General features: G+C 43.5%; 18 protein-coding genes. 10 read left to right on the top strand and 8 right to left on the bottom strand.

Annotation, left to right across the window (positions count from 1 at the left end; all coding sequences use genetic code 11):
- Positions 1-7: 7 nt before the first annotated feature.
- From cydA to cysS, 5 genes are all read right to left on the bottom strand, one after another.
- Positions 8-1594 carry a cytochrome ubiquinol oxidase subunit I gene (gene cydA / locus BSQ33_RS15105; RefSeq protein ID WP_088134438.1) on the bottom strand — a complete coding sequence of 529 codons (1587 nt, stop codon included), beginning with the start codon at positions 1592-1594 and terminating at the stop codon, positions 8-10.
- 455 nt (positions 1595-2049) lie between these two features.
- The gene (ruvB, locus tag BSQ33_RS15100) at positions 2050-3054 is read right to left on the bottom strand and encodes a Holliday junction branch migration DNA helicase RuvB (RefSeq protein ID WP_021020143.1); all 1005 of its coding nucleotides are present in this window, start codon (positions 3052-3054) and stop codon (positions 2050-2052) included.
- A complete protein-coding gene (ruvA, locus tag BSQ33_RS15095; RefSeq protein WP_021020142.1) occupies positions 3051-3668 on the bottom strand; it encodes a Holliday junction branch migration protein RuvA in 618 nt (205 codons plus the stop codon). The genes ruvB and ruvA overlap by 4 nt, the downstream gene beginning before the upstream one ends.
- An 82-nt stretch (positions 3669-3750) precedes the next feature.
- Positions 3751-4272: a crossover junction endodeoxyribonuclease RuvC gene (ruvC, locus tag BSQ33_RS15090; RefSeq protein WP_021020141.1), complete on the bottom strand. Its 522-nt coding sequence runs from the start codon at positions 4270-4272 to the stop codon at positions 3751-3753.
- Between the two features lie 76 nt (positions 4273-4348).
- Positions 4349-5734, bottom strand: a complete 1386-nt coding sequence (gene cysS, locus BSQ33_RS15085; RefSeq protein WP_088134437.1) for a cysteine--tRNA ligase — start codon at positions 5732-5734, stop codon at positions 4349-4351.
- A 153-nt stretch (positions 5735-5887) separates the two neighbouring features.
- On the opposite strand from cysS, the gene BSQ33_RS15080 reads away from it, so the two are divergent.
- The 3 genes from BSQ33_RS15080 to BSQ33_RS15070 all read left to right on the top strand — a co-directional run bounded on the left by BSQ33_RS15080 (position 5888) and on the right by BSQ33_RS15070 (position 7680).
- Complete coding sequence (locus BSQ33_RS15080; RefSeq protein ID WP_021020139.1) at positions 5888-6382, top strand: peptidylprolyl isomerase; 495 nt, start codon at positions 5888-5890, stop codon at positions 6380-6382.
- A gap of 68 nt (positions 6383-6450) precedes the next feature.
- Positions 6451-7197, top strand: a complete 747-nt coding sequence (gene lpxH / locus BSQ33_RS15075) for a UDP-2,3-diacylglucosamine diphosphatase (RefSeq protein ID WP_088134436.1) — start codon at positions 6451-6453, stop codon at positions 7195-7197.
- An 87-nt stretch (positions 7198-7284) separates the two neighbouring features.
- Positions 7285-7680: a YchJ family protein gene (locus BSQ33_RS15070; RefSeq protein ID WP_021020137.1), complete on the top strand. Its 396-nt coding sequence runs from the start codon at positions 7285-7287 to the stop codon at positions 7678-7680.
- A gap of 76 nt (positions 7681-7756) precedes the next feature.
- On the opposite strand, the gene BSQ33_RS15065 is transcribed toward BSQ33_RS15070, so the two are convergent.
- Both BSQ33_RS15065 and BSQ33_RS15060 read right to left on the bottom strand, forming a co-directional pair.
- A complete protein-coding gene (locus tag BSQ33_RS15065; RefSeq protein ID WP_021020136.1) occupies positions 7757-8416 on the bottom strand; it encodes a DUF2057 domain-containing protein in 660 nt (219 codons plus the stop codon).
- Between the two features lie 171 nt (positions 8417-8587).
- The gene (locus tag BSQ33_RS15060) at positions 8588-9553 is read right to left on the bottom strand and encodes a porin (RefSeq protein WP_088134435.1); all 966 of its coding nucleotides are present in this window, start codon (positions 9551-9553) and stop codon (positions 8588-8590) included.
- 508 nt (positions 9554-10061) lie between these two features.
- Between BSQ33_RS15060 and dinG the strand changes: the two genes are divergently transcribed.
- From dinG to pflB, 6 genes are all read left to right on the top strand, one after another.
- Positions 10062-12143 (top strand): ATP-dependent DNA helicase DinG, encoded by a 2082-nt coding sequence (gene dinG / locus BSQ33_RS15055; protein ID WP_088134434.1) that lies wholly within the window; start codon positions 10062-10064, stop codon positions 12141-12143.
- Positions 12144-12179: 36 nt separating this feature from the next.
- Positions 12180-12959 carry a sulfite exporter TauE/SafE family protein gene (locus BSQ33_RS15050; RefSeq protein ID WP_021020133.1) on the top strand — a complete coding sequence of 260 codons (780 nt, stop codon included), beginning with the start codon at positions 12180-12182 and terminating at the stop codon, positions 12957-12959.
- Positions 12956-13513: a primosomal replication protein PriC gene (gene priC / locus BSQ33_RS15045; RefSeq protein ID WP_088134433.1), complete on the top strand. Its 558-nt coding sequence runs from the start codon at positions 12956-12958 to the stop codon at positions 13511-13513. The genes BSQ33_RS15050 and priC overlap by 4 nt, the downstream gene beginning before the upstream one ends.
- Complete coding sequence (gene rsmS / locus BSQ33_RS15040) at positions 13510-13680, top strand: pleiotropic regulatory protein RsmS (RefSeq protein WP_021020131.1); 171 nt, start codon at positions 13510-13512, stop codon at positions 13678-13680. Before priC ends, rsmS begins: the two co-directional genes overlap by 4 nt.
- 122 nt (positions 13681-13802) lie before the next feature.
- Positions 13803-14612 carry an exodeoxyribonuclease III gene (gene xthA, locus BSQ33_RS15035; RefSeq protein ID WP_021020130.1) on the top strand — a complete coding sequence of 270 codons (810 nt, stop codon included), beginning with the start codon at positions 13803-13805 and terminating at the stop codon, positions 14610-14612.
- Positions 14613-15330: 718 nt separating this feature from the next.
- Positions 15331-17607 (top strand): formate C-acetyltransferase, encoded by a 2277-nt coding sequence (pflB, locus tag BSQ33_RS15030; protein ID WP_021020129.1) that lies wholly within the window; start codon positions 15331-15333, stop codon positions 17605-17607.
- A 117-nt stretch (positions 17608-17724) separates the two neighbouring features.
- Here the strand turns inward: pflB and BSQ33_RS15025 are convergent, their stop codons facing one another.
- On the bottom strand, positions 17725-19605 hold the full coding sequence (locus tag BSQ33_RS15025) for a methyl-accepting chemotaxis protein (protein ID WP_088134432.1): 1881 nt from the start codon (positions 19603-19605) through the stop codon (positions 17725-17727).
- A gap of 344 nt (positions 19606-19949) precedes the next feature.
- On the opposite strand from BSQ33_RS15025, the gene pflA reads away from it, so the two are divergent.
- Positions 19950-20690: a pyruvate formate lyase 1-activating protein gene (gene pflA, locus BSQ33_RS15020; RefSeq protein WP_074373843.1), complete on the top strand. Its 741-nt coding sequence runs from the start codon at positions 19950-19952 to the stop codon at positions 20688-20690.
- The last annotated feature ends 97 nt before the right edge of the window (positions 20691-20787 follow it).

Below are 20787 nucleotides of genomic sequence, written 5' to 3'. Positions count from 1 at the left end.
CCTCGCCTTAAGCTTCTACCTGACGGTTAACTTGATCTGTTGCTGAAGTCGCATTTTGCTCAAAATGATAACGCCCAGTTTTCAGACTACTTGGACCTTTGCGAGCAAATTTAACCATCAGGTAAACTTCGGCAACAAGGAACGCTGTATATAGTGCAAGAATTGCAAGCAGGGAGATAACCAACTCACTGACACTCAATGCAGAATTCGCAATATGTACAGGGAGAATTTCACCGACAGCCCATGGTTGACGACCATATTCCGCGACAAACCAACCAGCTTCAACACCAATCCACGGTAAAGGAATACTGTAAAGTGCGGCTTTGAGCACCCAGTTTTTCTGCTCAATTTTCTGACGGCATGTCTGAACAAATGCAGCAGCGAAGACAACCAGCATAATGACACCACAAGCAACCATGATCCGGAACGACCAGAACAACGGCCAGACTGTTGGGAGTGAATCATCAGCAGCGGCTTGAATCTGTTCTTCTGACGCATTGACTACATCATCAGTATAACGTTTCAGTAACATGCCATAGCCCAGATCAGATTTCACCTCATCGAAGGCATCTCGATTCATTTCAGAAGTATCACCTGCACGTAATTTTTGAAGTAGATCATACGCATACATCCCATTACGAATCCGTTCAAGGTGCTCTTCACGTAAATCACTTAAACCTTTAACAGGAGTATCCAACGAGCGCGTTGCAATAATACCCATGACATAAGGGATCTTAATCGCAAAATCTGTATGCATCGTATCCTGATTCGGGAAACCGAACAGCGTAAACGATGCAGGCGCCTCTTCTGTATGCCATTCAGCTTCAATTGCAGCCAATTTCGCTTTTTGGACATCACCCAATTCATAACCAGATTCATCACCTAAGACGATGACAGAAAGAATCGCAGCCATGCCAAATGATGCAGCAACAGTAAATGAGCGACGAGCAAAAGCAATATCACGCCCTTTCAGCAGATAATAAGCACTCACCCCTAAGACAAACATTGCGCCAGTGACATAACCTGATGCGACAGTGTGAACAAATTTCACCTGCGCGACAGGGTTTAGAACAACCTCAGCAAAGCTCACCATTTCCATGCGCATAGTTTCGAAGTTAAAGTCGGAACCAACTGGATTTTGCATCCAGCCATTGGCGACAAGAATCCAAAGAGCAGAGAAGTTAGAACCTAATGCAACAAGCCATGTTGTCACTAAGTGTTGACGTTTTGAAAGTCGATCCCATCCGAAGAAGAACAAACCGACGAATGTTGATTCAAGGAAGAAAGCAACTAACGCTTCGATGGCAAGAGGAGCCCCAAAAATGTCGCCAACGTAGTGCGAGTAATACGACCAGTTTGTACCAAACTGAAATTCCATTGTTAGCCCTGTGGCAACGCCCAGAGCAAAGTTTATTCCGAACAGCTTACCCCAGAACTTTGTCATGTCCTTATAGATTTGCTTATCGGTCATCACATAAAGTGACTCCATGATAGCGAGTAAAAACGTCATCCCTAGAGTCAGAGGAACAAACAGGAAGTGATACATCGCAGTAAGCGCGAACTGCAACCGCGATAGATCAACTATGTCAATCATGATAACTCCTTTGTGTCGGCTGAAAGACACCACTCAGATTAAAGCAACCAAATTTTATCAATTCATACCTGTCAAAAATGCTAGAAAAGCAGAATATTTGTTACATCAACGTGTATTTTTATTTGAATAAATATTAATCAAGTAAAATACATATTGCCGAAATACTACTTTTAAACGCGTAAGCTTTCAAAGGGTTTATCTACAAGGCCTGTCTTGATTTAGATCAAGTTTCACACGCGGTGAGCCAGCAAAAAAACAACAAAATGATTAAGATCAAAATAAGAGGGAGTTAATTGATATTTTTTTGTAACAAATAGATTTTGCTCACTCAATAAACACACAAACCATTAACATTAACATTAAGTTTGCAATCTATTTGCTACCTAAAAAATTTTCATAAATGAGATATTTATCACATAGGGAGCCAACTTATGGATCCGATAATACATGAAAAATTATTTTTCGAATCCGAAATGCAAATAAGCTCTTTCTGTGGCAATCCGCCCTCTAGGCGTTCGTTGCAAATATCCCTGTTGAATCAGATAGGGCTCTAAAACATCTTCGATTGTATCTTTTTCTTCACCAATTGCAGCAGCGAGATTATCTAAACCGACAGGGCCGCCGGAAAACTTTTCAATAATTGTGATCAATAACTTACGATCCATAAAATCAAAGCCCAGAACATCAACATCAAGCATATTTAAGGCATTATCTGCCGTATCCGCACATATATTGCCGTCCCCTTTAACTTCAGCATAGTCTCTGACTCGCCGTAGCAGGCGATTGGCGATGCGAGGTGTGCCGCGGGCACGTCGGGCAACTTCTAGCGCCCCTTCTGGTTCAATAGACAAAGATAAACACGCTGCACTTCTCTGGACAATATTCTGTAAATCACCGACCTGATAATACTCAAGCCGCTGCACAATGCCAAAACGATCACGAAGTGGTGACGTCAGAGAGCCAGCTCGTGTCGTTGCACCGATGAGGGTAAAAGGCGGTAAATCAATTTTAATTGAACGGGCTGCCGGCCCCTCTCCAATCATAATATCGAGCTGATAATCTTCCATTGCCGGATAAAGGACTTCTTCAACCACAGGGCTCAGACGATGAATCTCATCAATGAACAGTACATCATTCTCTTCAAGATTGGTTAACAAAGCGGCCAAATCACCAGCTTTTTCTAACACAGGCCCTGATGTAGTTCGAATATTCACCCCCATTTCATTGGCGACAATATTAGCTAAGGTGGTTTTCCCCAGACCAGGCGGACCAAAGATGAGGAGATGATCTAAAGCTTCCTGACGACGTTGAGCTGCCTCAATAAAAATTTCCATTTGGTTACGGACATGATCTTGGCCCTGATAATCGGCCAAAAGCTTCGGCCGTATCGCACGATCAATCAACTCATCATCTTTAAACGGTGTACTCACCGGTGTGATAAAACGATCCGCCTCAATCATACCATCGCTCTCAATGCTTCTTTAATCAACGTTTCACTACTCATTCCCGGTTGGGCAATCTGAGCGACGATCTTCGAAGCTTGCTGAGGTTTATAGCCAAGCGTTAACAGTGCACTCACCGCTTCCTCTTCTGCATGACTGGCTGTATCTTGTGGACGAATTGGCACAGCGTCTTGAACCAATTCAAATTCATCAATTTCAGAAGTCGAGAAAGATGCGAGACGATCTTTCATTTCAACCACCAAACGTTCTGCGGTTTTTTTACCGACCCCCGGTAATTTAACCAGCATCGAAACATCTTCATGTTTGACACACTCAACAAACTGACTGGCCGTCATGCCGGATAGAATCGCTAAACCAAGTTTTGGACCAACACCGTTTGCTTTAATCACGGCCCGGAACAATGCACGCTCCGCTTTGCTGTTGAATCCATATAAAAGTTGAGCATCTTCACGGACCACAAAATGTGTATAGATGACCGCTTCTTGTGCTACTTCGGGTAATTCATAAAAGCAACTCATTGGCATCTGAACTTCATAGCCAACCCCACCAACTTCAATTAATACTTCTGGTGGCTGCTTCTCCAGCAGAATGCCTCTAAGACGTCCAATCACAATTTTTCCTTTTCATCTATTTCAGTCTGATTGATCATAATCAATAACTGGATAAATAGCCAGTATTGGGTCGTGGCAAATTTTATCGATATCGCCCTCGCCGCGCCCCTTTCGCCTGCCCCGCAAGTGCAATCAATGTTTTATTTGTATTTGCGTGACAAATAGCAACACCAAGCGCATCAGCAGCATCAGCTTGCGGTTTAGATGGTAACTTCAGCATTTGTTGAACCATGTGCTGAACCTGTATTTTATCCGCACCGCCTGTTCCGACAACAGCCTGCTTGATTAAACGTGCAGCATATTCATAAACCGGCAAATCGGCATTCACAGCCGCCACAATCGCAGAGCCCCGGGCTTGTCCGAGTTTCAATGCTGAATCCGCATTCTTCGCCATAAAAACCTGCTCGATTGCGAAAACATCTGGTTGAAATTGCATTATCACTTCTGAGATCCCGGCATATATTTGCTTCAAGCGTCCCGGTAATTCTTTTTCTGTCGTTTTAATACAACCACTACCAAGGTAAGTCAGGATTCTTCCCTGCTGCCGTATAACACCGTAACCAGTCACCCGTGAACCCGGATCAATTCCTAAAATGATCGACATATCTATTTTATTGCCTTCAATCGGATGAACAAAAAGGGCTTATTCTGTTATAAGCCCTTTCAAAACCGTGCCGCAACTATTTACGTCGCCAAGTTGTACCACCAGCCCCGTCTTCGAGAACGATACCCATTGCCGTCAGTCTATCTCGAGCCAGATCAGCATTCGCCCAATCTTTGGCAGCTCGTGCATCATTACGCATTTTTATCAATGACTCGATTTCTGCCACTTCCTCTTCTGAACCGCTATCACCTTGCAAGAAACTCTCCGGCTCTTGAGACAAAATCCCGATGACACTGGCTAAATCCCGCATACGAACGGCAAGTTGACTGGCTTGCTGTAACTGATCTTCCTGTTTGAGTCGATTGACTTCTCGCGCCATATCAAACAATACGGAATAAGCTTCCGGTGTATTGAAGTCATCATTCATGGCAGCTTCGAAACGAGTCACGAACGCCTCTCCGCCAGATGCTGCCACGGTGAGGTCAAGTCCACGTAATGCCGTATAGAGACGCTCCAAAGCTGCCCGAGCCTGATTGAGGTTTTCTTCACTGTAATTCAATTGACTGCGATAATGGCCAGACATCAGAAAATAGCGTACCGTTTCTGGATCATAGTGAGACAGAACATCACGGATGGTAAAGAAGTTCCCCAGAGATTTAGACATCTTCTCTTTATCAACCATCACCATGCCACTGTGCATCCATGTATTTACATAGGCAGTGTCATACGCGCAGCAGGACTGAGCAATTTCATTTTCATGATGCGGGAATTGCAAATCAGAACCACCACCATGGATATCAAAATGTGTCCCTAAGATTGAAGAGTTCATCGCTGAACACTCAATATGCCAGCCCGGGCGGCCCTCACCCCATGGTGATTCCCACTTTGGTTCCCCCGGCTTAGACATTTTCCATAATACGAAGTCAAGCGGGCTACGTTTTGCCAATTCAATATCAACCCGAGCCCCAGCCTGAAGTTGTTCCAGATCTTGCCGGGAAAGCTTGCCGTACTCAGCGAAGCGACTCACCTCAAACATCACATCGCCATTCTCTGCGATATAGGCAAAGCCTTTATCAATCAGCCGTTGTACCAGCGCAATGATTTCCTCGATATATGCGGTAGCACGGGGTTCAACATCCGGACGGAGTATATTCAATGCATCGAAATCGGCATACATATCCTGAATCAGACGGTCAGTCAGCTCATCGCACGACTCGTTATTTTCCGCAGCACGATGAATAATTTTGTCATCAATATCGGTAATATTTCTTACCAAGGTCAAATCGTATCCCAGATAACGTAAATAACGGGCAACGACATCAAAAGATACAAACGTCCTTCCATGACCAATATGACAGAGATCATATATAGTGACGCCACAGACATACATGCCAATTTTTCCGGCGGTAATGGGCTTGAACTGCTCTTTTTGTCTGGTAAGTGTGTTATATATTTGTAACATGATCTCTATCTAAGTTATGGTAATTTACTGAATAATCCGATTATAACAATGCTCTTGTCTATAGGTCATCCTATTCTTTTAAGAACATTTGAATGTCGCTAAAACTAAGTTAGAATCACGGCTTCTTTGTACAAAAATAGAAAGGTAATCGTGATGATCACCCTGCATACAAACTTCGGCGATATTCAAATTCAGCTTCATGAGGACAAAGCTCCTGAAACCTGTGCAAATTTCCTACAATACTGTCGTGAAAATTTCTATGACAATACCCTGTTCCACCGTGTCATTGACGGTTTCATGATTCAGGGCGGTGGTATGGCTTCAGGCATGAAAGAGAAAGCAACCAAAGCTCCGATTAAAAATGAAGCCAACAATGGGCTAAGTAATAAAGTCGGAACACTTGCTATGGCCAGAACCATGGAGCCCCATTCAGCAAGTTCCCAATTCTTCATTAATGTAAATGACAATACTTTCCTTGATTTTCGTTCAGAAAGTCTCGATGGATGGGGATATTGTGTATTCGCTGAAGTTGTTGAGGGTATGGATGTTGTCAACCAGATTAAAGGCGTGAGTACTGGTTCATTCGGTATGCATCAAGATGTGCCTCTGGAAGAAGTTCTGATTACTGGAACAACTATCGAAGAGTAATCAATCACTGATCTGATTGGTGCAGTACTGATGTTCTGCACCAATCTCCTTTCCTGACAAGCGAATTTATGCATACACTTTTTATTTCTGATCTCCATTTAACCCCAGCCCGCCCGGACTTAACCGCTGCTTTTCAACATTTGATGCAACATCGGGCGCCACAAGCAGACGCACTCTATATTCTTGGCGATTTATTTGATTTTTGGATCGGGGATGATGATCCCGACACTTTTGCACAAACCATCAGAGCGACATTCAAAAATCTGACCGCGTCAGGAACGCCTTGCTATTTCGTTCAAGGAAACCGGGATTTTTTGGTTGGAAAACGCTTTGCCCGGGAAACTGGAGTCCAGTTACTTGCAGAAAAAACTCGTATTAATCTCTACGGGAAACCGGTCGTCATCATGCATGGTGACACATTATGTCTGGAAGATATTCGTTACCTCCAGTTTAGAAAGAAAGTTCATCAGCCTTGGTTACAATGGATTTATTACCGATTGCCTTTCACATTGAAGCAGCGAATCGTGAGCAAAGTGAAGCAAGATGTCCGGATGGATAAGCAGTCAAAATCAATTGATATCATGGATGTCACGCAAGCCGAGGTGGAACGCGTGATGACTGAATACCAAGTTGATATGATGATTCATGGTCATACACATCGCCCCAACATTCACCATTTTGCTCTTGATGGGATTGAAAAAACCCGCATTGTATTAGGGGATTGGGACGATGAAATCTCTGTGCTTGAATACTCTCAGGATGCGAGTTACCGCCTTGTTCATCAGCCGGTTTCGTCATTAGCCGACTCATGTTGATGAACTGACAAGCGGTCGCATTGCTCTATTTTTATACACCATGATTTGAATGACTCATTCACCCAGCACATCACAATTGATAACACTATGAAAAAATGTCCGTGTGGCTCTCAGCGCCACTACAAAAACTGCTGCCAACCGATACATCGCTCTCCTGATGCAGCCAAACGCCCAGCTCAGTTGATGCGAGCACGTTATAGTGCTTATGCACTCGGATTAGTTGATTTTATTGTGGCGACATATCACCCGAGTTGTCAGGCAGAAAATGATCGCCAAGAGATCGAGCAAGGAACACAAACCCAGTGGATCAAGCTGGTCGTGCTTGAGGCAGAAAACGGCCATCATACAGATGAAGGGTTTGTCAGTTTTAAGGCTTATTTCGAGCAAAATGGTGAGCCTTACTCACTACAAGAGCGTTCTCGGTTTATCCGGGAAAACGGCCGATGGTATTACATCGACGGCGAATTTGCTGAAAACGAATAACTTCTAACAAACAGACCTTATAAAAAAACCACCGCAAATACGGTGGTTCTTCCTCAATCAACCTGATTACGAGTGATTACTGCTCAGCAACCCACGCCTTAATTTTCTGCTTCTGAGCAGGAGACGCATTGTTATACAACAGTTGAATAGTCTGAATCAGAGTATCATCCCCTTTTGGGGGCGTAATTTTTTGCGCAGCAATATTGGGAGTCGTGACAGCCGCTTGTTGAGCCGATGCAAACTCATTGCCCTGCTCGGCATTATGTCGAGCAACCGCCCTCTCGATATCATTAAATGGCATAATACCATTGCCAGTCAACGCCTCGTAATCTACCGATTTTACATCGCCATGTTGATCCTGAACTTTCCAGTCTGCACCACGACGAAAATAACCTTCGGCCTGTGTATAGCTGTTCAGACGTGGCGCTAAAATCTTAATGCTGTCATCTTGCTTCAGGTCAATGGTAAATACATCCGGTGCTGTTGAATAAATCACATCGCGCTGCCCTTTTCTGACATCACCATAATAGCGGAACACCACCTGATGACGCCCTGCCTGTACTTCCAGCATATCGGGGTTAGTAAAATTTGCTTTACTTACTTTCACCCCATCTAATGCAAGAATTTCAACATCACTTTGGCTGGAAATGGTCGCAGCATGACTCTGCACCGAAAAACCAAACATTGAAAGACTCATCAGGGATACTGACCCTAACACTTTTTTCCATAACAACATGGTTGATAGTTTCCTTTCACTGAACTCTGTAATACACATTCTAATGTATCCGTAGCCTGATGGATACGGACGATAAACATAATAATGACTTGATCAATATAACTGATGCATCAATGAAAAAACCGCCTCGGTTGAGGCGGCTTTACTAGCAAGTATTCGAATCAACAATGATTAGAATTTAACTTCCATACCCAGAGTGTAAGCTGGATCGTAATCAGTGTTGCTGTTATCGTCATAGAAGCCAATTTCCGCATAAGTACGAACGTTAGCATTCATCTTGTAAACAACAACACCATAGATGTTATCGCCATCTACATTGGATGTATCATCGTCGTTATGAACATAACCTAGAGAGAAAGTGGTTTTGTCCATGGTGTAAGAACCAACCAGTTCGATGATGTCAAGATCAGCAAATTCTTTGCCAGCTTGATCATCTTGCTCAACCTGACCGTAAGATGCTGCAAAGTTAAATGCGTCCATCTCATAAGTAACTTCAAGGTTGAATGAGTCTTCATCACCAGTTGTTGTACTATTCAATTTGACATCATCACCAGAGTAGATATACAGACGAGCATCTAAGCCTTCATGACGGAAGCCGATACGACCATCTGTAGAAGTTGCATCAACTGTTGCGCCTTCACTCTCGTCTAAATCATGTGACAAGCCAAAGTAGAAAGTACCGTTGTCGTAGACATATTTGATAACGTCTTTTCCAACAGTCTCTTCTTGACCATACTGCTTTTTACCAACTTCAAAATCAGCACCGATACCAGAATCATCAGTGATCAGATATTGACGACCATAAGTGATTGTACCGTAATCAGCATAGGCAAAACCGACATAAGAGCCATCAGTTTTAACTTCACCTTTTGCGTTATCATTATCTTCGAAAGTGAAATCCAAGCCAACGATTGCATTCAGACCTTCAGCTACTTCGATTGTACCGTGAGTGTTCAACTGCATGTCGTCAAGACGTAGCTTAGTTGATACATCAGTACCATCTTTTTCGTATGCTTGATATAGTTGAACTTCACCTGCACCAGATACTGTTACTGCAACACCATCTTGGTTGTAGATTTCAGCCGCGCTAGCAGAACCTGCTGCCAGAACCGCAAGAGCGATTAGAGTCTTTTTCATAATTAATCCACTGCCTTTTCTTAGATTAGGAATTCCTTATCTGGATTCCTTTTGTTTTTTGATGGTGATGAAAACATCAAGCCCTCATCACCGCCATTTCAATTACGGAGATTAGATTGCAAAAGAATAGCTTATGTGTCAAATATTCTAAAGCAGCAAAATAAATTTAAATAAATACTTATAAAACAATCAATTACTACCAATTATTCTCAATAGTGCATATTTTGTGACCATTTTTATAAATCAAAGTGAATTCTGTTTTTTACCAAAAATGCAGCATAAAAAACTATGCATACTCTAAAAAAACATCAATTTTGGATTTTTATAAAAATTTCTAACTAAGTTAAAGGCTTTATATTTTTCAGGTTCTGAATTTATTTTAAGTTCCTGACGATGAAAATTTTTTGTGAACAAGATCCCTATTTAGAACAAAAAAATCACATCTAAAGGAACTTCTCCTGTTTTCTGTATGTGTTAGTATGTCCGCCCTATCCCATCAGGTTACATTATGATTACACCCAAAATTCAGAAATCGGTCCGTCAGAGTTATCAAAACCTGCAAGCTCAGATGGAAAATTTTACCCCTCGACGCGGACAAAATTATCTGGTTGCTGAAATTACCAAAACATTATGCGGTACCTACCATGCGAAAAATCGCCTATTGGTTGCCGAAGCGGGGACAGGGATTGGCAAATCACTTTCTTATCTGATGGGAGCTGTACCTGTTGCCGTGTTGAACAATAAAAAACTGATTATTGCGACAGCAACCGTGGCACTACAGGAGCAATTACTCCATAAAGACTTACCGCTTTATCGTCGTCTGACCGATTTAGACTTTCAGTTTCGAATCGCCAAAGGCCGACAACGTTACTGTTGTGCCGAAAAGCTGGCTGCGATTTGCGAACCGGAAATGTCATCAGGACAAGTAGCGCTATTTGAAAGCCCACCGACGGAGCAGGATATTTCTCTCTATAAAGCGCTCTATTCACAATGGTCTACAGGTCAGTGGGATGGCGACCGGGATAGTTGGCCCACCCCAATTGAAGATTCGATGTGGCTACAAATCGTCAGTGACAAGCATAGTTGTAATCCGGCGTTTGCGGTTCATCACCATTGCCCGTTTCAAAAAGCGCGTGCAACGTTAGAACAAGCCGATGTCATTATTGCTAACCATAGTTTAGTCATGGCCGATGCCGATCTGGGAGGCGGTATTATTCTTCCGGAGCCGGAAAATAGCATTTATATTTTTGATGAAGCACATCATTTACCTCAGGTTGCCCGAGATCATGCTGCGGCATCGTCCACTCTGAAAAGTACGGCATCTTGGCTGGAAAAATTTCATCAATCATTAGCGCAATGGGTGCAACTGACGGATGAAAGCCGTGCATCGCGCTTTAAAGATGAAATTGCTAATGCGATTCAAATTCTAATTCCGACATTGTCTCAACTGGCCCGACAGTTCACACCGGAACAATGTCAGGAGGGTGTGCTCCGTTTCGAGCATGGGGAACTCCCAGAGTGGTTATTTACAGAATCCAAGGCTCTGAAAAAAGCATCGATTAAAATCTGTCAGGCTACGGCTAAAGTCGCAGATTTACTGACTGAACGAATTCAGGAAGGTCAAATTAGTAATCGCATCGCTAGCCCTGTCTTAGCTGAGTTAGGGGTAGCTTTGCAACGTCTGGACAGTATGGCACAAGTATGGACCTTGATGGCCGAGCCACCGAGAGAGCATGGAGCACCGATGGCGCGTTGGATCACAGCATCAGAAGCCCTTCCTGGAGATTACACCGTCCACGTCTCTCCGATAGAAGTCGGCTGGAAGCTGGATCAACAGTTCTGGAGCCGCTGTTATGGCGCGATTATGGTCTCTGCAACACTGCGAGCCTTGAATTCATTTGCTTTCTTTTGTCATCAGAGCGGCATCAGTGCCCAACCAGATGAGGGAACCCAGTTCATTGCGTTAGCGTCACCATTTGACTACCCAAGTCAGGGAGAATTATATATTCCGCATGTTCATCAGGAACCGCAGTCGCCTCATTATACTCAGGCACTGATTGACCAGTTACCCACGTTAATTCGCGAAAAACAAGCGACGCTGGTTCTATTTTCTTCCTACTGGCAAATGAATCAGGTCACTGATGCGCTCAAATCCGATTTTAAAAAGCGCGGCTGGCTGCTTCAGATTCAAGGTAAAAAATCACGAACAGAAATTCTAAAAACGCACCGCTTTACCATAGAACATCAGGGGACATCGATTATTTTTGGCACCGGTAGCTTTTCGGAGGGCCTGGATCTGCCTGGTCGGCTGCTGGAAAACGTCATTATTACTAAAATCCCATTCTCAGTCCCGACATCACCGATTGAGCAAGCCCATGCGGAATACATTCTTTCCAAAGGCGGCAACCCTTTTATGCAAATCACCGTCCCGGAAGCCAGCCGAAAATTAATTCAATGTGTGGGAAGACTACTGCGTAATGAGGAAGATTCTGGTAGAGTTGTCATCCTTGATCGCCGTGTTGTCACTAAACAGTACGGTAAAGCATTACTGGATGCTCTGCCTCCATTTAAACGCATCATCGAGCCGTAAAACGTTGATGAGAAAATAAGAAGGCCAATCAAATTAATGGATTTTCTGGAGCCGACGCTTTTAATTGTCTTGGCAGTGGTTGCTTTTGTTGCCGGGTTTATTGATGGCATTGCCGGTGGTGGTGGTATGCTAACCGTCCCCGCATTATTATCTTTAGGGCTCCCGCCTCATGTTGCCTTAGGGACCAACAAAGTTGCCGCTACTTTCGCGACATCAACCGCAGCCTTTACCTATTACCGTAAAAAAATGTTTCACCCTGCTGCTTGGAAACACGTTTTTGTTTCAACATTCGTCGGTGCCATTATCGGCACGCTTATCGTTGATTTCATCAGCACTGCATTACTGGATAAAGTGCTCCCCATCATTATTCTGGCAACAGCGCTGTATACGATTTTTTATCATCCACAACACGGTAAGTTGCACACGGATCCAAACATCCCCCCGCAGAGTCAATTCAAGCAGGTCTCACAGGGCTTAAGTCTCGGCTTCTATGATGGTATCGCCGGTCCCGGAGTTGGCGCATTCTGGGTGGTCTCTTCAATGGCACTTTACCGACTCAATATTTTATTTGCTTCGGGTCTCGCCAAAGCCATGAACTTAACCAGTAACGTGACATCACTGGTGACATTTGCAATTTTAGGTCATATTAATTGGGTACTCGGGCTGACAATGGGAGTTTGTCTGATGGTTGGCGCTTATGTCGGCGCCCATTCCGCGATTCGTTTCGGAACGTCATTGATTCGGCCAGTTTTTATTCTGGTGGTCAGTATCCTCGCAATTCGGCTGGGATATCATGCATGGTTTGATACATTATGATTGATCTGTCTCGTTTACATGACTTGATTTTTTCTCTAGAACAGCAAGCCATCAAGCTCGATGAACAGCGTGGAGAACAGCATAATCCGCTGTTTGATCCACAGCTGTTCCGCTGCAAGTCTCTTTTGCTGGTTCCTTGTATTGCCGAACTTAAAAACACATATCATGAAATTGTGCAGAGTCAGGAACATCAACGTCTGACCACAACCCAAGCCGCTTACCTGACAGAGCGACTCCTGAATCAGCTGAATGCGATTCAAAGAGAACTTGCTACCGCGGATTTGAGAAAAAAAGAGAGTCATGGTTTGCCTCGTCAAACATCAATCAGTTCTCTTTATCAAGAATTAGCACAACATCAGGACTGGGAAAGACGTTTACAGGAAATGATCTTTGAGAAAGAACAACTGCTTGATATCAAGTCAACGGGGCTGGCTGAGAAAACCGCTTGTCAGCAGGCTATTCTGACACTGGAACAACGTCTGATCCGCTGTCAACAATCCAGACAGCGCATTGAGAATAAAATTACTGCCAGAGAGAGAAAAGGCTTCAAATGAATGAGCAACATCCCCCTTTAGAGCAAGCGCCAGAACCCGTACAGCTTGCCGTCGATTTGATTTACCTGCTTGAATCGAATGCCATCGACCCAGCCGTTGCTCTGGAAGCGATCCAGATGGTAGAAGCAGACCTCAAAAACAAATTAAATGCTGCAACTGAAGTATAAGATTACTGAATAGTTGGTGATTGCATTCGACTCTTCGCGCAAAACTTGCAGATAACGGACAGTTGCAGATAAACAACAGACTGTTAACATCGCTTATTCAATAGAATTCAAGGATATTTATCATGAAATTGGTTAGTTTTAATATCAATGGACTCAGAGCACGTCTTCATCAGTTGCAAGCACTTATCGACAAACATCAGCCTGATATTATCGGACTTCAAGAGACAAAAGTTCACGATGAAGCCTTTCCGCTTGCGGATCTGGAAAGCATGGGATATCAGGTTTTCTATTATGGTCAAAAAGCACACTATGGGGTGGCTTTACTCTGCAAACAGACTCCCGTTTCAGTACAGTATGGATTCCCCGATGATACCCCTGAGCATCAAAAACGGATGATCATGGCGACATTCCAGACGCCGAGTGGTAAACCGTTTACAGTGCTCAATGGGTATTTCCCTCAGGGGGAGAATATTGCTCACGAAACAAAATTCCCTTACAAACGCCAATTCTATCAGGATCTGATGGGTTATCTGTCTGCGAATCACCAGCCGGATGATCACCTTGTTATCATGGGAGATGTCAACATTAGTCCGATCGATTTGGATATTGGTATCGGTGAACCAAACCGACAACGCTGGCTGAAAACCGGTAAATGTTCGTTCCAGCCAGAAGAACGGGAATGGTTTGCGACACTACTCAACTGGGGATTAGTTGATACCTTCCGCTATCTTCATCCTGATGTCACAGAACAATATTCATGGTTTGATTATCGCTCGCGCGGATTTGATGATAACCGAGGGCTCAGAATTGATGTCATTCTTGCTACAGCAGCACTCTCTCAGCAATGTCAGGAAGCGGGAATCGATTATGAATTGAGAGGGATAGAGAAACCATCAGACCATGCGCCAATCTGGAGTACTTTTCATCTGTGATAACTTTCATCTGTGATAACCACACCGCTGACATAAAACGATTCATGCTATCGACGGTTCGGCCTCTTTGATGAGGCCTTTGTGTGACATCCATGAACCTCTCCTAAGTGCTGCGTGCATCGATAAACCAGACTCTCCTAGCACAACAACACGTTATTCATCTGCTTCTGCTTCTATATAGGCAATGCATTTATATAGACAATGCATTCTCCAAGTACCAAGTATGACGCGTCATAACATCAAGTCTTCATTTTACTATCACAACCTGCCGATAAAATAAAATTGATGGGATAGAATCAATGTTGCACAGGTCTAAGGAATTGAACATGAAAAAAATAGTATCGAATTAGGGTTGAACATGAGGGCGACTGGGAGTTTCACTAACAGTATCTATACTGAGAAGATGGATTTTGCACCGTCGACTCTGAACCACTGACTGATTGTGCAAGTCAATATGACACCAAATTTTATCCCTATTTTTGAAGTTTTATTGATTTAGTTTAAGGTTTGTATGTTTTTTTTATCCTAAGCTACGATCCATACGATGAGGTTCGTGGTGAGAGTCGCAATATGATTAATCAAACTGATGTATACCATCAGGTGTTCAATCATATTGTTATTCGAAGAGTGTACTGAGGTCTTTTTCAACAAAAAGACAAGTTGGCTCAACAGCTAAGTCAGTACGTGTTTTTCTCTACTATATAAAGGTAGGTATATCATGGCAGAGCAATTTGCTAAAGCTTGGGAAGGTTTTGTCGCAGGAGATTGGCAAAACGAAGTTAACGTTCGTGATTTTATTCAAAAGAACTACACACCTTATGAAGGTGATGAGTCTTTCCTAGTTTCTGAAGGTACTGAAGCGACCAATTCTCTATGGGCCGCTGTTATGGAAGGTATCAAACAGGAAAACTCAACTCACGCTCCTGTTGATTTTGACACTTCCGTTATTTCTACCATCACGGCACACGATGCGGGATACATCAATAAAGATTTAGAAAAAATCGTTGGTTTGCAAACTGACGCACCGTTAAAACGTGCCATCATTCCAAATGGTGGTATCCGTATGGTTGAAGGTTCATGCCAAGCTTATGGTCGTGAGCTTGACCCTCAAGTGAAAAAAATCTTCACTGAATATCGTAAAACACATAACCAAGGTGTCTTTGATATCTATACACCTGAAATTATCAAATGTCGTAAATCAGGTGTCTTAACTGGTTTGCCAGATGCTTATGGTCGTGGTCGTATTATTGGTGACTACCGTCGTATTGCCCTGTACGGTATTGACTTCCTGATGAAAGATAAATTCGCTCAGTTCACTTCTCTGCAAGAGAAATTTGAATCGGGTGAAGATCTGCATATGACAATGCAGTTGCGTGAAGAAGTTGTTGAACAACACCGCGCGCTTGGCCAAATCAAAGAAATGGCGGCTAAATATGGCTGTGATATTTCTCGTCCTGCTGAAACAGCTCAAGAAGCAATTCAATGGACTTACTTCGGTTATCTGGCCGCTGTAAAATCTCAAAACGGCGCTGCAATGTCTCTGGGTCGTACATCAACGTTCCTCGATATCTTCTTAGAGCGTGATATTGCCGCAGGCAAATTGACTGAAGAAAGTGCTCAAGAAATGATTGACCACTTCGTCATGAAACTGCGTATGGTTCGTTACTTACGTACCCCTGAATATGATGAACTATTCTCTGGCGACCCAATCTGGGCAACAGAATCTATCGGTGGTATGGGAATTGACGGACGGACGCTGGTCACTCGGACTAACTTCCGCTTCCTGAACAGCCTGTACACAATGGGTCCATCACCAGAGCCAAACATTACTGTACTTTGGTCAGAGCAACTCCCAGAAGGCTTCAAACGTTTCTGTGCGAAAGTCTCTATCGACACATCATCAATCCAATATGAAAATGATGATTTGATGCGTCCTGACTTTGAGTCTGATGATTATGCGATTGCATGTTGTGTATCACCAATGGTTGTTGGTAAACAAATGCAGTTCTTCGGTGCTCGTGCCAACCTGGCAAAAACCATGCTCTATACCATCAACGGTGGTATTGATGAAAAACTGAAAATTCAAGTTGGTCCAAAACTGGAAAAAATCACGTCTGAAGTTCTGGACTATGATGAATTGTGGGAAAAAATGGATCACTTCATGGATTGGTTGGCAAAAAATTATGTCACCGCTCTGAATGCGATTCACTTCATGCATGACAAATACAGCTACGAAGCTTCCCTGATGGCATTGCATGACCTGAATGTAAAACGCACCATGGCTTGTGGTATCGCTGGTCTGTCTGTTGCTGCCGACTCTCTGTCTGCTATCAAATATGCGAAAGTTACACCTATCCGTGATGAAGATGGTATTGCGACCGACTTCAAGATCGAAGGTGACTATCCTAAATTTGGTAACAATGACCCTCGTGTTGATGACATTGCATGTCAATTGGTTGAAGTCTTCATGAACAAAATCCGTTCACTGAAAACTTACCGTGATGCGGTTCCTACACAGTCAATTCTGACTATCACATCAAACGTTGTGTATGGTAAGAAAACTGGTAACACACCTGACGGACGTCGTGCTGGCGCACCATTTGCACCGGGTGCAAACCCAATGCATGGTCGTGATGAAAAAGGCGCGGTTGCATCACTGACTTCAGTTGGTAAACTGCCATTTGCTCACGCTAAAGACGGTATCTCTTATACCTTCTCTATCGTACCGAATGCTCTTGGTAAAGATACAGATGCACAACGTTCTAACCTTGCTGGTCTAATGGATGGTTACTTCCACCACGAAACAGGCCTTGAAGGTGGTCAACACTTGAACGTCAACGTTCTGAATCGTGAAACATTGGAAGACGCTGTGAAACATCCTGAGAAATATCCACAGCTGACTATCCGTGTATCAGGTTATGCTGTTCGCTTTAACTCTCTGACAGCAGAACAACAAGCTGATGTGATTGCTCGTACATTCACTGAAACGCTTTAATCATTGAGACCTGACTCAATATCAAGTCCTGATAAAGAAGCTCCCTTCGGGGAGCTTCTTTTATGATCAATCTCAGTCAGCTTATACGAAAATGTGAGGATGCAATCATAGATTGGCTTATACCGCGAAACGTTGGCAATCCTCTGAAAGATGCGTTGAACGCTGAGCGACAACCTTACTGGTTTTTCTGAGCCTTTGATTATTCTCTTCCAAGTTTTTCATCGAAGATGAAATCTGCACCATGTTATCAGCCATCGAGTGACTGGTTACCGCTAATTCTTTGATTGATTCAAAAATCATTGCTGTCTGATTGGCCGCTTCATTAGTTTTTTCAGTGATATGAGAAAGCGCCTGTATCGCTTCCTGTCCCAGCTCTTGCCCGCGTTTCATCGAATCTTCAGACTGGGTGATAGACTGAATCACTTCTGCACTTTCACGTTTCATCGTCTCGATGGTTTCGGTTATTTCGGATACGGCATCAACAGTTTTGACAGCGAGATTGCGAACTTCATCAGCAACGACAGCAAATCCCCGCCCCTGTTCACCAGCCCGGGCAGCTTCAATCGCAGCATTTAAAGCCAGTAAATTGGTCTGCTCAGCAATGCCATTGATAATGTCCATGATGGCATCCACTTTCTCTGAAGCTGACTCCAGTTGCTGAATATGACCGGCAGCTGAATTCAAAATGTTGCCGACATCCTGAATGGACTGAATGGCCGTCTCAATCACTTCCCCCCCTGACTGTGCTGCAGCGGTTGATGCTTGACTCACATCCGCCACAAATTCAAGTGAGTGACTCACTTCCTGAGTCGTGACACTAACTTGCTCCGTCGCAGAAGCAAGCAAATCGGTTTGACGGACAATCTGAGTCTGAGCGGACATGAGCTGGTCTAAACCATCATTAAGGTCTGCGGCGTCACCAGACAATGCTTGACTGTTTTGCTGTACCTGATTCACCAACAGCCCTAGATGCTCACAACTATCATTCAAAGCGATAGCCAGTTGATTAAATTCATCCTCTGGATTCGTCGAGATCGGTAAACGCTTTGATAGATCGCCTTGAGATAACGCATCCAGAAATATTTTTGTCTGCGTCAGAGCTCGCGTCAAAGATAATCTCAGAGTGATAAAAATGGTAATCGTAATCGCAGCAAGCAACGCACAAGCTGCCATCACCGACCACAATGTTTGTGTTGCTTCCCGATGAGCGGTCTGCTGATAATCATGACTAACCGTTTTTAATTGCTCGGAAGCATTCTGAATTAATTGCTGAACGGCTTGCTCTGATGCCGAGAGTTCCCGTTCATAATTTTTTACTTGTTGAGATAATTCACCAACCCGGGCAAAAGTCTGTTTAAACTGGTCAACTTCCGATTGGTAGCCCGACAGGGCTGCGTAAAGCTTAGATGTGTTGATAAAGGTTGCCATGGCACGATTGAATAACTTGAGATTTTTTTCATTCGGTGCCAATAAATAATTCTGCTGGGCTTTGATCATTGCCCGAAAATCAGAACGAATCGTCACCATCCCTGTTTCTTCAATCTTTGCCTCGATCTGCGCAGCAAGCTGTGTCAACTCCCCCTCTTTCCCTTCGCTGAAGTTAAACCCCAGCTCAGATTTAGTTTTCAGCCAAGGATGCATCGCGTTTTCAAACCGGGTCATCGCTTCATAGAGCATCTCACCTTCACGCTCAAAGCCTGCATTTTTAAGAAAAGTGACATCCTTATCGATATCGTGACTCAATCCTGCCAGTAATTCCGTCACGCGGGCAACATCTTTAATCTGGAGCGCATTTCTTTCTGCTGCCAGAGACAATAATTTTGTCTGAGAGGCAAATAACTTGGTTGTTCCCTGAGAAATCCCCCCACTCAAATCATACTGAGATGTCATCATCGATAACTTGCGAGCAATAAATCCCCCCATCGCTAAAAAACCAAAACATAAAACAACAATGAAAATAGCAATCTTCCGCTTTTGCGATAATTTCAGTACATCCATGACCACAATATCCTTCACTCAAGTCAGCGTTTAAAAAGCAAATTTTTGAACCAATATCAATCCTTTTGTTACCAACAAATTTATTACACGCGTCACAAAATTACTACAACTTTATACAGAAAAGTAAATGCTTCGTTTGCGCGGTCGAGGCCGACTTCGACATCGCTCACCTGATATGAGAATCAGAATTAAAAGTATTAAAAACAATATGATTCTGATTCTTACCCATTCAAAGAATCAGAATTTAAAAACGCACACATTCAGTATGCTCTGGTGAGTTAGATCTATATCTAAGCATGGAAATGTAATAAAATGACGGGTAAATCCTCCAAAGAGAAATCATCATGTCAACTCTAGGTCGTATCCATTCTTTTGAGACATGTGGCACCGTTGATGGTCCGGGTATTCGTTTTATTGTGTTCATGCAAGGGTGTTTGATGCGCTGCATGTATTGCCATAACAGAGATACTTGGGACGTTCATGCAGGAAAACTGATTTCTGTCGAAGATATCATTCAAGAAGCCAAATCTTACCGCCACTTTATGAATGCATCTGGTGGTGGCGTCACGTGTTCTGGTGGCGAGGCGGTTCTACAGCCTGAATTTGTCAGAGATTTTTTCAGAGCCGCCAAAGCTGAAGGCATGCATACCTGCCTTGATACCAATGGCTATGTCCGTAAACACACCCCCGTCATTGATGAACTGCTTGACGTTACAGATTTGGTGATGCTGGATATCAAACACATGCAGGATGAGATTCACCAAAAGCTCATCGGTGTATCCAATCACCGAACGTTAGATTTCGCCCGCTACCTGCATAAAATCGGTCAAACAACGTGGATTCGCTATGTGATAGTCCCCGGATACACTGACGATGAAGACGCTGCGCATCAGTTGGGGCAATTTATTCAAGATATGGATAATATTGAGAAGATAGAACTTCTGCCCTATCACAAACTCGGGGCACATAAATGGGAGGCCATGGGCATAGACTACCCCCTTGATGGCGTTCAACCCCCGTCAAAAGAGACGATGGATAATATTGTTTCAATCTTGAGTCAATATCATGCCAATGTGAAATATTAACCACGCTTACCAAGACCGAGATGCTCAAAAATGAAACATCTCGGTAACCAAATCATACAAATCCGATAAAATCCGTATTGAGATCATATTTCAGACC

It is taken from the genome of Vibrio gazogenes, from assembly GCF_002196515.1.
In the GTDB taxonomy this organism is placed as follows: domain Bacteria; phylum Pseudomonadota; class Gammaproteobacteria; order Enterobacterales; family Vibrionaceae; genus Vibrio; species Vibrio gazogenes_A.
This window is presented reverse-complemented; position numbering and strand designations above follow the sequence as displayed.